12 protein-coding genes are annotated in these 10,866 nt (G+C 39.5%); 11 read left to right on the top strand and 1 reads right to left on the bottom strand.

What is annotated here, in order from left to right:
• The first annotated feature begins 91 nt into the window (after positions 1-91).
• From pstB to B4N75_RS03570, 4 genes are all read left to right on the top strand, one after another.
• On the top strand, positions 92-865 hold the full coding sequence (pstB, locus tag B4N75_RS03585) for a phosphate ABC transporter ATP-binding protein PstB (protein ID WP_296017501.1): 774 nt from the start codon (positions 92-94) through the stop codon (positions 863-865).
• A 172-nt stretch (positions 866-1,037) separates the two neighbouring features.
• Positions 1,038-1,691, top strand: a complete 654-nt coding sequence (gene phoU, locus B4N75_RS03580) for a phosphate signaling complex protein PhoU (protein ID WP_296017506.1) — start codon at positions 1,038-1,040, stop codon at positions 1,689-1,691.
• Positions 1,692-1,835: 144 nt separating this feature from the next.
• Positions 1,836-2,540 (top strand): response regulator, encoded by a 705-nt coding sequence (locus B4N75_RS03575; protein ID WP_296667674.1) that lies wholly within the window; start codon positions 1,836-1,838, stop codon positions 2,538-2,540.
• The gene (locus B4N75_RS03570; protein ID WP_296667672.1) at positions 2,541-4,022 is read left to right on the top strand and encodes an ATP-binding protein; all 1,482 of its coding nucleotides are present in this window, start codon (positions 2,541-2,543) and stop codon (positions 4,020-4,022) included. It begins immediately after the preceding gene.
• 16 nt (positions 4,023-4,038) lie between these two features.
• On the opposite strand, the gene B4N75_RS03565 is transcribed toward B4N75_RS03570, so the two are convergent.
• On the bottom strand, positions 4,039-4,530 hold the full coding sequence (locus B4N75_RS03565) for a GNAT family N-acetyltransferase (RefSeq protein ID WP_296667670.1): 492 nt from the start codon (positions 4,528-4,530) through the stop codon (positions 4,039-4,041).
• A gap of 282 nt (positions 4,531-4,812) precedes the next feature.
• Here B4N75_RS03565 and B4N75_RS03560 point away from each other — a divergent pair, with 282 nt between their 5' ends.
• The 7 genes from B4N75_RS03560 to B4N75_RS03530 all read left to right on the top strand — a co-directional run bounded on the left by B4N75_RS03560 (position 4,813) and on the right by B4N75_RS03530 (position 10,829).
• Positions 4,813-5,175, top strand: a complete 363-nt coding sequence (locus B4N75_RS03560; protein WP_296706586.1) for a metal-dependent transcriptional regulator — start codon at positions 4,813-4,815, stop codon at positions 5,173-5,175.
• Between the two features lies 1 nt (position 5,176).
• Positions 5,177-6,985, top strand: coding sequence for an ABC transporter ATP-binding protein (locus tag B4N75_RS03555; protein ID WP_296667668.1), 1,809 nt, complete (start codon positions 5,177-5,179; stop codon positions 6,983-6,985).
• A gap of 132 nt (positions 6,986-7,117) precedes the next feature.
• Positions 7,118-7,531 (top strand): Fur family transcriptional regulator, encoded by a 414-nt coding sequence (locus B4N75_RS03550; RefSeq protein WP_296667666.1) that lies wholly within the window; start codon positions 7,118-7,120, stop codon positions 7,529-7,531.
• A complete protein-coding gene (locus B4N75_RS03545) occupies positions 7,518-8,519 on the top strand; it encodes a metal ABC transporter substrate-binding protein (RefSeq protein WP_296692451.1) in 1,002 nt (333 codons plus the stop codon). The genes B4N75_RS03550 and B4N75_RS03545 overlap by 14 nt, the downstream gene beginning before the upstream one ends.
• 127 nt (positions 8,520-8,646) lie before the next feature.
• Positions 8,647-9,369 (top strand): metal ABC transporter ATP-binding protein, encoded by a 723-nt coding sequence (locus B4N75_RS03540; protein ID WP_296017587.1) that lies wholly within the window; start codon positions 8,647-8,649, stop codon positions 9,367-9,369.
• 84 nt (positions 9,370-9,453) lie between these two features.
• Positions 9,454-10,284 carry a metal ABC transporter permease gene (locus tag B4N75_RS03535; RefSeq protein ID WP_296017594.1) on the top strand — a complete coding sequence of 277 codons (831 nt, stop codon included), beginning with the start codon at positions 9,454-9,456 and terminating at the stop codon, positions 10,282-10,284.
• Complete coding sequence (locus B4N75_RS03530; protein ID WP_296666977.1) at positions 10,281-10,829, top strand: hypothetical protein; 549 nt, start codon at positions 10,281-10,283, stop codon at positions 10,827-10,829. Before B4N75_RS03535 ends, B4N75_RS03530 begins: the two co-directional genes overlap by 4 nt.
• The last annotated feature ends 37 nt before the right edge of the window (positions 10,830-10,866 follow it).

The raw sequence follows: 10,866 nt of genomic DNA, 5'->3' as shown, positions 1-10,866 counted from the left end.
GTTAGCACGGAACCACGGATAGCCTGGTTTTTGGCGGTCAAAACCGACAAAAAGCCGCCTAAAAAATAAAAATTAGAGGAGCAGATGCAATATGGGAGAAAACAATAATTTTCCGAAAGCGAAGATTTCAATACGCAATTTTGATTTGTTTTATGGAAATTTTCAGGCCTTGCATTCGATAGATATGGATATTCCTGAAAATAAAATTACGGCTTTTATTGGACCGAGCGGTTGCGGCAAGTCGACTTTGCTAAAATCTTTGAACAGAATGAATGATTTGGTCGAAAATTGCAAAATTTCTGGAGATGTTTTGCTTGACGGAACTAGCATTTATGAGGGCTGCGATGTAAATTTGCTTAGAAAACGCGTTGGAATGGTCTTTCAGAAGCCGAATCCTTTTCCAATGAGCATTTACAACAATATTGCTTACGGGCCTCGAACTCATGGAATTACAAAAAAAGCGGACTTGGACGAAATTGTTGAAAAATCTTTGCGCGAAGCGGCAATTTGGGACGAAGTTAAAGACCGCCTTAATAAAAGTGCGCTGGGAATGAGCGGAGGTCAGCAGCAAAGGCTTTGTATTGCGCGTGCTCTTGCCGTAAATCCAGAAGTTTTGCTTATGGACGAACCGACTTCTGCCCTCGACCCGATTTCGACCGGAAAAATTGAAGAACTTTGCGACCAGCTTAGAAATGACCTGACAATTGTAATTGTAACTCACAACATGCAGCAGGCGGCGAGAATCAGCGACAGAACGGCATTTTTCTTGCTTGGAAAGGTTGTGGAATACGGCGAAACCGAACAGATTTTTTCTACTCCAAAAAACAAAAAAACGGAAGAATATATTACCGGCCGTTTCGGTTGATTTATTCAAATTATTCAAAAAAAACAAAGTTTGCGGTGCAAAGCAGGAGGCATGATAAAAATTACATCCTTGTAATTTTTATCATTACAGTTTGTTCAAGCGTTGCTTTCACAAACTGTGATTCTCGCCATCCATGGCTCGCCGCTAATGCGGTGCAAAGCAGGAGGAAATCATGAGAACTAAATTTGATAATCAGCTCAAGGAACTTAACGATGCGCTGGTTTTTCTTGGCTCGGAATGTGAAGATTGTTTGACTTACGCAATGCAGGCGCTTGTGACTGGTCAAAAAGAAATGATTGAACGTGCAATGGAATGTGAAAGAAATACCGACGTAAAAAAACGTGAAATTCAGGCAATGTGCATGAGGCTTTTACAGCAGCAGCAGCCGGTTGCGGGAGATTTGCGAGTTATAAGCGCGGCTCTTCGTATGATAATTGATATGGAACGAATAGGCGACCAGGGAAGCGACATTGCGGAAATTTCAAACCATATTGATTTTAAAAAAAATGAATACAATAAGTTGATTACGCAAATGGCAGATATTACAATAAAAATGCTGAACACTGCGGTTTCTTCGTTTGTAAGGCGGGATGCAGAACTTGCGGCAACTGTTGAAAAAATGGATGATGATGTTGATGAGCTTTTCTTAAAAGAAAAAAACATCCTTGTCGATATGATGGGAAGCGGCGAAAAAACTGACAGAAAAACTGCGGAACAGACTCTTGAAGTGCTGATGATTGCAAAGTATTTTGAAAGAATCGGCGATCACACTGTAAATATTGCACATTCGGTAAAAACAATGCTGAACGACGGAAAAACTGCGTAATTTGCGGCTTGCGGAAACTGAGCGGTCAGACCGGGCAATTTGCGGTTTAGGCGGGGATTTGCGGTTAAAAGGCAGAAAGTGGATGCTCAGATCGGGCAATTTTCGGTCAAAAAGCGGCAAAAAACAAAATATGGGAGAATTGGTATGAAAATTTTAATTACTGACGACGAAGAGCCGATTCGTGAACTTATAAAATACAATGTTGAAAAAAGCGGGTTTGAAACGGTTTGTGCGGAAAATGCGCTTCAGGCGGTTCAGTTTGCGCGGTTGGAAAAACCAGATCTGATTCTTCTTGATCTTATGCTGCCTGACATGAGCGGTCTTGACGTCTGCCGGATTTTAAAAGGCGATGATTCTACCCGCTCAATTCCAGTCATCATGGTTACCGCAAAAACCGAAGAAAGCGACATTGTTACTGGACTTGAACTTGGAGCGGATGATTATATTACAAAACCATTTTCTACAAAAGTTTTGCTTGCCCGAATTCAATCTGTGTTGCGTCGTGCTCAAAATCAAAACTCTCCTGCGGTTTCTGGGGACGTTTTGACTGCCGGCCCAATTTCTGTCGATATTCCGCGTCACGAAGTTTTGGTTGAAGGCAAAAAGGTTGAATTTACTGCGACTGAATTTGCAATTCTTGAACATCTTGTGCGTCATGCAGGACAGGTTTTCTCTCGCCAGCAGATTATAAATGCAATCAAAGGTTCGGATTATCCTGTTACAGAACGGGCAATTGACGTTCAAATTTTGAGTATCCGGCACAAGCTTTCTGACGCTGGCTGCAAAGAAATGATTGAAACAATTCGCGGTGTTGGCTACAGAATGTACGGAGAAGAGGCAGTTGAGTAAATGATTAAGAAAAAAACAGTTTCGATTACAGTTTTGCTTTTTGTTCTGAACGGACTTATTTTGACTTGTGGATTTTTTTATCTTTTAAAGCAGAATATTTTGTCGGTTCGGACGGTTGCGGAAAATCAAACTGAAGAGAATTTGAGTGTTTTTGGAAATTCGCTTGTTCAAATTGTGTCTGAGCATTTAGGCGAAAAAAATAAAGATAAAAATATTGACGAATTTTTGAAAAAATTCAATTTTACGGATTCTGTTGGATTTCGCGGTTCAAATTCCTTGTCAAAAGATTTTCGCATAACGCTTGTTGCTCCAGATGGAAATGTGATTGGCGATTCTGAAGCTGATGAAATTTCAACTCTCGAAAATCACAAAGACCGCGAAGAAATTTCGGCGGCGCTTTCTGGAAAAGAAGGAAAGGCGATTCGTAAAAGTACGGTTTCAAACGACAACGTAATGTACTATGCCTTGCCGATTCAGACAAAAAACGGAATTTACGCATTAAGGCTCTCGGTTCCGCTTTCGATGTCAGTTTATTTTTCAACGAGCTCAAAAAAACAAATAATCGAAACCATGTGCACGGTTTTTGTAATAATTCTGCTTCTTACGTTCATTGTTTCTGCTTATATCGTTCATCAGATTAAAAAACTTGAAATTCTTTCAGGAGAATATAAAAAAGGAAATTTTGACGCAAAAAGCACTGTACGCTCTCCTTCTGAACTTAGAAAGCTTGGCAACCGAATGGAAATTATGGCGACAGAAATGCAGCGTCTTGAGCAGGTTCGCAAGGATTTTGTTTCAAATGTTTCGCACGAATTGAAAACTCCTGTTACATCGATTACGGGTTTTACGGAAACTTTGCTTGATGGCGCAATCGATGACAAGCCTACCGCAATTCACTTTTTGCAAATCATAAACGCTCAAAGCATAAGGCTGATGGCTATTATTGAAGATTTGCTTACGCTTTCAAGACTTGAAAAAGACAACAAAAAACCAGAAACCATGAAGCACGATGTTGTTGCTGCCACAAAACAAGTTTGCGAACGTTTTATGAGCAAGGCGGAACTAAAAAATATAAAACTTTTGTGTTCGGTTGATGTTGGAAAAAGCGATAAAGTCTGCTGTATGCTCAACGAAGGACTTTTTGACGAAGCCTTGGGGAATTTAATCGACAACGCAATAAAATACTGTCCGGAAAATACCGAAGTCGACTGTAAAGTAAAACTTTTTGCAGAGCGAAACCTTGTTCAAATTTCGGTGGAGGACAACGGCCAAGGAATTCCAAATGAATATAGGGAGCGGATTTTTGAACGCTTTTACAGAATTGACAAAGGCCGCAGCCGGGATATGGGCGGAACAGGTCTTGGACTTTCAATTGCGGCCCATATCATAAAAGCTCACGATGGCAAGCTGTATGTAACCGACCGCTTGGACAAGAAAAACGGCGCGCGTTTTGTAATCGAACTGCCGGTTATAAAACAGTAGAAAATGCTGTAAAAAATTATTTTGAAATTCGGGCTATAAGTTTTTCCATACATTCTTTTGAAAAATCAAAATATGTACGGCCTTTTTCTTTTTTTGCACCGAGTTTTAAATAATAGTCGATTGAACCTGTGTTAAAATCGAGAGCGCTCCATTCCAGTCCAATATAGCCTTCTTCGAGAACTTTTTTGCAAATATGAGCCAAAAGCCTTGTTCCGTAGCCTTTTCCGCGGAATTCTGGCTTAAAATAAATATCTTCGATATAAACACGTCCGCGAGCCGAATAAGAACCATAAACCGGATAATAAATCGCATAGCCGATTGCCTGACCGTCAAGTTCTGCAAAAAGCGCGGTGGCAATTTTACGGTCAAAAAGCCAGTGGCGCATCTCGTCTTCGGTTCCTGTTACATCTTGAGGCCGGCGTTCGTGTTCTGCAAGCCCAAGAATAAGTGATTTTAAAGTAGCCATGTCATTTGGCGTAACCGTTCGGATAGAAAATGAATCGTCCATGAGGAATCTCCAGTTTTTGTAATATTTGAATATCGTGGTTAAAAATCGAGGATTTGCGGACAAAAAATAAGCCCGAAATCAAATTCAATAATGCTATTCTATTTTAATTTTTGCAGAATGTCACACGGATTTGAGAATGATTTTATAATGAATGGAATTTTTATGCTTAAAACTGATTTTTGCTGCTGTTGTTCATAACGAGCTTTTATTATGGCACGGAAATGTTTTTTTTGCTAAAATAGTCTGAATATATTGAAGAAAATTGACGCAGGGGGAAGTGCGATGTACGAATCTGGTGAAGACTATCTTGAGGCAATTTTGCGCTTGCAGCTTGAAAATGGTTTTGTCCGCTCCGTTGATGTTGCTAATAAACTTGCTGTTTCTCGTCCAAGCGTAAGCCGGGCAATGGGACTTTTGGAAAAAGACGGTTATATAGAATTTACGCTCGGCAACACGATTAAATTGACGGGAAAAGGCCAGCTTAAGGCGGAAGATGTTTATGGACGTCACAAACTTTTAACACTTTTTTTGCAGAAAATTACGGGGCTTTCGGAAGAGCAGTGCGAAGAAAATGCTTGCCGTGTTGAACATCAGATTGATGTCGATGTTGTAAACGGCATAAAAAAATGGGTTGAAGAAAACTAAAATGGCTAAAAACAAAAAATCTGCGGTCTTGCCGTTAAGTTTTAGAGATGTAAAGAAAAACGAATACAAACTGTTTTTTTCGTATTTTAAGCCGCATAAATGGCTCTTTTTTGCGGATTTGTTCTGCGCAGTTTTTGTTGCCGCCGTTGATGTTGTTTTTCCAGTAATTTCAAGATTCACATTGAATAAAGTTTTGCCGCAATATTTAGATTCCGCCGATAGTTCAATTCAGCGGACTGTAATTTTTACTTTTTTTTCAATAATTGCGCTCTGTTTTTTAATGTGCGTTTTGCGGACTGTTGCGCAATGGTTTATTACATTTTTTGGACATGTTTTTGGTGTCGCCGTTGAAAAAGATATGCGGCGCGATATTTTTGAACATATCGAAAAGCAGTCATTTTCTTTTTTTGACAAAAATCGTACTGGTCAGCTTATGAGCCGCAGTACAACTGATCTTTTTGAAATTTCTGAACTAGCGCATCACGGACCGGAAGATTTGCTGATTTCGCTTTTAACGCTTTTTGGCGCATTTTTTGTAATGGTTTCAATTCGCTGGCAGCTTGCAGTAATTGTTTTTGTAACCTTGCCTCTTCTTATTTTTGCGGTTTATTCGAGCCGAAAAAGTTTAATGGGTTCTTCGAGCCTTGTAAAAGGAAAAACTGCGGAAATCAACTCGGCGGTCGAAAGTTCAATCAGCGGCGCAAGAACTACAAAAATTTTTACAAATGAAGATTACGAATTTTCAAAATTTGAAAAAAGCAATCAGAATTTTTTTGACGCAAAACGCCTTTATTACAAGGCAATGGCCGGAATGCACTCAAAAATGGAATTTGTCACTCACATTTTGAGCGTAATTATTCTGGCTGTCGGCGGATTTTATATAATGAAAGGAAAAATGACTCTCGGAGATTTGGTTGCCGCAAATATGTTTGTTGCCGCTTTTTTGCAGCCAATCCGTCGTCTTGCAAATTTTGTTGAGCAGTTTAGCACTGGAATGGCAGGATTTATGCGTTTTTCGGAAATGATGCAAATTCACGAAGAAATGCCGGAAAAACCTGGCGCAGTAGAACTTTCTGCAAAAATTGAAAATGTAGATTTTGAAAACGTAAGCTTTGGTTATTCGGAAAATTTTCCTGTCTTAAAAAACATTTCTCTCGAAGTAAAAAAAGGACAGACTGTCGCTTTTGTCGGACCGAGTGGCGGTGGAAAAACAACTCTCTGCAATCTTCTTGCGCGTTTTTATGAAGTTAAGGACGGTTCAATAAAAATAAACGGAATTGATATTCGCGATTACAAGTTAAAATCTCTTCGTTCGCAAATTGGTTTTGTTCAGCAGGATGTTTTTATGTTTGCTGGAACAATAAGAGAAAATATTGCTTATGGGCGGCCGGAGGCAACTGAGGAAGAAATTATTGAGGCTGCAAAAGAAGCGGAGATTTACGACGACATAATGAATATGCAGAACGGTTTTGACAGCGTAATCGGCGAGCGTGGAATTAAGCTTTCCGGCGGACAAAAACAGCGGATAAGCATTGCGCGCGTTTTCTTAAAAAATCCTCCTGTTCTGGTTCTGGACGAAGCAACAAGCGCTCTCGACAGCATTACCGAGCAAAAAATCCAAAATGCTTTTGACAGGTTGTGCAGCGGACGCACGGCTTTTGTAATTGCGCATCGCCTGAGTACGATAAAAAATGCGGACAAAATTGCCGTTTTGGAAAACCACAAAATTGTAGAAACCGGAACTCACGAACAGCTTTTGAACAAAAAAGGCGAATATTTTAATCTCTATACGGCTCAGGCGCGGATTTAGTTATAGCGCAGATTTTAAAATTTCAATTTTTCTTACAATTTTTATTCTTTTTTTTGATAATTTATTGAAAAATCTTGAATGAAATTTTGCATTATGCTTAAATCAATTTGCGACTAATTCGCAAATTGAAATATGGCGAAAATCAATTATTCTACTGAGCAGAGAAATTCTCTTCTTTCGTTTTTTAGCGAAAATCCCGACAAGATGTTTTCTGCAAAACAAATTGAGCTTGCCTTGAGCGGAAAAGAAATCAGCAAAAGCGCCATTTACAGAAATTTGGCGGAGCTGGAATCTGAAGGAAAAATTAAAAGATGTTCAAAACCAGGTTCGAGAGAATCTTTCTATCAGTTTTTTGATTGCAATTCCTGCCGGACACATATTCACCTTTCGTGCCAGAAATGCGGAAAAATTTTTCATTTCGATGAAGCGGCTGCGGAAAAACTTGTTGCTGCTCTTGAAAAAAATACAGGATTTGAAGTGAGCCGTGGCGAAAGCACCTTGGTTGGAATTTGCAAAAGTTGTGGAGAAAAAAATGAAAATGAATAAAGTTGTTACGTTTTTTTTTGCGGCGGTTCTTGCTCTGAGTTTTGCAGGCTGCAAAAAAAATCAAAATACAAAAACAGAATCTGAAGCAGAAAAACAAAAAATAAAAGTTGTTGCAACAATTTTTCCAGAATACGATTGGGTTAAAAATTTGATTGAAGGCAGCGACAGTTTTGAACTTGAACTTCTTGCAAAAAACGGAACAGACCTTCATTCTTACCAGCCGAGCACGGCCGACATTGTAAAAATTGCAAGTTCTGACCTTTTTATATATGTTGGCGGCGAAAGCGATTTTTGGGTTTCTCAGGTTATAAAAAATTCAAACAACAAAAATCAATTTACTGTAAATCTAATGGAAATTCTTGCGCAAAATGTTAAGGAAGAAGAAAACGTAGAAGGCATGCAAAGCAATAAAGAAAATGACGGGCACGAAGACGAAATTGAATATGACGAGCATGTCTGGCTTTCCGTAAAGAATGCAAAGACCGCTGTTATAAAAATTGCGGAATATCTTGAAGTTTTGGATCTTGCAAATTCTTCTGTTTATGCAAAAAATTTGCAGAATTATCTTAAAAAACTTGATTCTCTTTCGGAAATTGCGCTTGAGCTTTCCAAAAAAAATGACTTTTCTTCAAAACCTTTGATTTTCTGCGACCGTTTTCCGTTCCGTTATATGACCGACGAGCTTGGAGCAAAATATTTTGCTGCTTTTTCCGGATGTTCGGCAGAAACGGAAGCAAGTTTTGAAACGGTTGCCTTTCTTTCAAAAAAGGTTCAGGAATTTGAAGAGCCGAGGGTTTTTGTGACCGAAAATTCTGACAAAAAAATTGCAAAAACCGTAATAAAAAATGCCGGATTTGACGGAAAATGTGAAATTTTTGTAATCGATTCAATGCAGTCTGCAACTTTTGATCAGATAAAAGCCGGAAAAAATTATATCGATGTTATGAAAGAAAATTACGAAAAATTAGATTTTTTCGGAAAGGAGTGAATGCGTTAGTGCTGGCAGCCCCGAAGTTGCGCGGCGATAAGCCACGCAATGAGCCGATTTTGCGGCGAAGGGCGGACATAGCGACCCGAAGCGTAACGAAGTGAAGCGGAGGGAAACGCCAAAAATTATGGCACAGTTAATTTGCAAAAATCTTGTTTTAGGTTATGAATCAAAAATCATAATAAAAAATCTGTCGTTCAAGGTAAATTCCGGCGACTATCTTTGCATTGTCGGCGAAAATGGTTCCGGAAAATCGACCTTGATGAAGGCAATTCTTGGACTTTTAAAGCCGATTTCTGGCACAATCGAAACCGGAGACGGACTTTTGGCGGACGAAATTGGATATTTGCCGCAGCAGACTTTTGTTCAGAGGGATTTCCCGGCCAGCGTCTGGGAAATAGTTCTTTCTGGCTGTCAGAGCCGTTGCGGTTGCCGTCCGTTCTACAAAAAAGAAGAAAAAAAACTTGCCATGAAAAATATGAAAAAAATGGGAATTGCTCATCTTGCGCGCCGATGTTACCGTGAACTTTCTGGCGGACAGCAGCAGAGAGTCCTTCTTGCCAGGGCATTGTGCGCCACTCAAAAAATGCTTTTGCTCGATGAGCCTGTAAGCGCGCTTGATCCGGGAGCGCAGGAAGAAATGTACAAACTTATCGAAAATTTGCATAAAAGCGGAATTACGGTCATTATGATAAGCCACGACATAGACGCTTCGCTTCGCTTCGCAACCCACGTTCTGCACATTGGAAAAGAAATTTTTTTTGGAACAAAGGCCGAATTTGTGCATAAATCGACCTGCCCGGATTGCAATGGACAGATAAAGCGAATTATGGGAGTAAAACTTTTGTAATTTACGAAAGTTTTGTAAGTTTTTGTAAAAAAAGCAAAATTTCAACTTTTATAAATTGATTTTTTTTATTTTGGAGACGATTTTATGTCCACTTTAATCCATTATTTTAGTTTTTCGTTTGTGCAGTATGCGTTTATTGTCGGAGTTTTGATTTCGCTTTGTTCAAGCTTGCTTGGCGTAACTTTGGTTTTAAAACGGTTCAGTTTTATTGGCGACGGATTGAGCCATGTTGCGTTTGGAGCCATGGCGATTGCTGCGGTTCTTAATTTGTCGAACAATATGTATCTTGTTTTGCCATTCACCGTCATAGCCGCAATTCTCCTTTTGCGCACTGGAAAAAACACAAAAATTCAGGGCGATGCCGCAATTGCCGTCATAAGCGTTTCATCTCTTGCTCTCGGCTACCTTTTAATGAACATTTTTAGTTCGTCCGCAAATCTTGCAGGCGATGTCTGTTCCACACTTTTTGGTTCAACTTCAATTTTGACGCTTACAAAAGCCGAAGTTTATCTGTGCGTAATTCTCTCGGTTGCCGTAATTGCCGCATTTATCGTCTTTTACAACAAAATTTTCGCCGTAACCTTTGACGAAAATTTCGCTCAGGCTGTCGGAACCCACGCAAGCCTTTACAATCTGGTAATTGCCGTTATAATCGCCATAATAATCGTTCTTGCAATGAATCTTGTCGGCTCGCTTTTAATCAGCGCTCTGGTAATTTTTCCGGCGCTTTCAGCAATGCGCGTTTTGAAAAGCTTTAAAAGCGTAATAATTTGCAGCGCGGCGGTTTCTGTTGTATGTTCAGTTTCTGGACTTTTAATTTCAATTCTGGCAGGAACTCCGGTTGGCTCGACAATTGTTGCGGTCAATCTTTTTGTTTTTGTCGTATTTTCGGTTGCGGGGAAATTTCTAAAATGAAAAATCATTCTTTGTTTAAAAATTTTTTTGGCGAGCCGGCAGAAAATCTGCCGTCAGGCCATTCGCAGTTTCATTCAAAAATGGCTTTTTTGCCATTTTTGAACGCCTTCGGCGCTGCTGCTGTCCTTCTCGCGTTGACCTTAACCTTTGCTTCGTGTACAAAAAATTCAATTCAGCAAAAAAATCAGGAGCAATCAGAAAAAAAAGCCGGTTTTTCGGTAGATTTCGATCTTACAAAAATGAACTCAAATATGGTTTATGCCCAGGTTTTTAATCTTATGCTTGAACCGCAAAACTTCAACGGAAAAACTTTTAAAATAAAAGGAAACTTTATAAAATTAAACAGTCCGGATGGCCAGCCTTCTTATGCGGTAATCATAAAAGATGCTCTTGCCTGCTGTCAGCAAGGCCTTGAGTTCAAATACGATTTTGCCGGAAAAGAGCCGGTTATAGATCAGGAAATTACTGTAATCGGAAAATACACGCTAACAGAAACTCCTGACGGTTTTAGTCACAATTATCTTACTGCGCAAACTTGTGATTGACTTTTTACAATGGAAGAATAAACTTATAAAAGTGCAC

The organism is Treponema sp. UBA7570 (assembly GCA_002477955.1).
Lineage (GTDB): Bacteria > Spirochaetota > Spirochaetia > Treponematales > Treponemataceae > Treponema_D.
Note: the sequence above shows the minus strand (reverse complement) of the source record. Positions and strands in the feature narration are given on the sequence as shown.

Coding starts and splice junctions, on each gene's coding strand:
- pstB (WP_296017501.1), top strand. CDS start 92: ATGGGAGAAAACAATAATTTTCCGAAAGCGAAGATTTCAATACGCAAT.
- phoU (WP_296017506.1), top strand. CDS start 1,038: ATGAGAACTAAATTTGATAATCAGCTCAAGGAACTTAACGATGCGCTG.
- B4N75_RS03575 (WP_296667674.1), top strand. CDS start 1,836: ATGAAAATTTTAATTACTGACGACGAAGAGCCGATTCGTGAACTTATA.
- B4N75_RS03570 (WP_296667672.1), top strand. CDS start 2,541: ATGATTAAGAAAAAAACAGTTTCGATTACAGTTTTGCTTTTTGTTCTG.
- B4N75_RS03565 (WP_296667670.1), bottom strand. CDS start 4,530: ATGGACGATTCATTTTCTATCCGAACGGTTACGCCAAATGACATGGCT.
- B4N75_RS03560 (WP_296706586.1), top strand. CDS start 4,813: ATGTACGAATCTGGTGAAGACTATCTTGAGGCAATTTTGCGCTTGCAG.
- B4N75_RS03555 (WP_296667668.1), top strand. CDS start 5,177: ATGGCTAAAAACAAAAAATCTGCGGTCTTGCCGTTAAGTTTTAGAGAT.
- B4N75_RS03550 (WP_296667666.1), top strand. CDS start 7,118: ATGGCGAAAATCAATTATTCTACTGAGCAGAGAAATTCTCTTCTTTCG.
- B4N75_RS03545 (WP_296692451.1), top strand. CDS start 7,518: ATGAAAATGAATAAAGTTGTTACGTTTTTTTTTGCGGCGGTTCTTGCT.
- B4N75_RS03540 (WP_296017587.1), top strand. CDS start 8,647: ATGGCACAGTTAATTTGCAAAAATCTTGTTTTAGGTTATGAATCAAAA.
- B4N75_RS03535 (WP_296017594.1), top strand. CDS start 9,454: ATGTCCACTTTAATCCATTATTTTAGTTTTTCGTTTGTGCAGTATGCG.
- B4N75_RS03530 (WP_296666977.1), top strand. CDS start 10,281: ATGAAAAATCATTCTTTGTTTAAAAATTTTTTTGGCGAGCCGGCAGAA.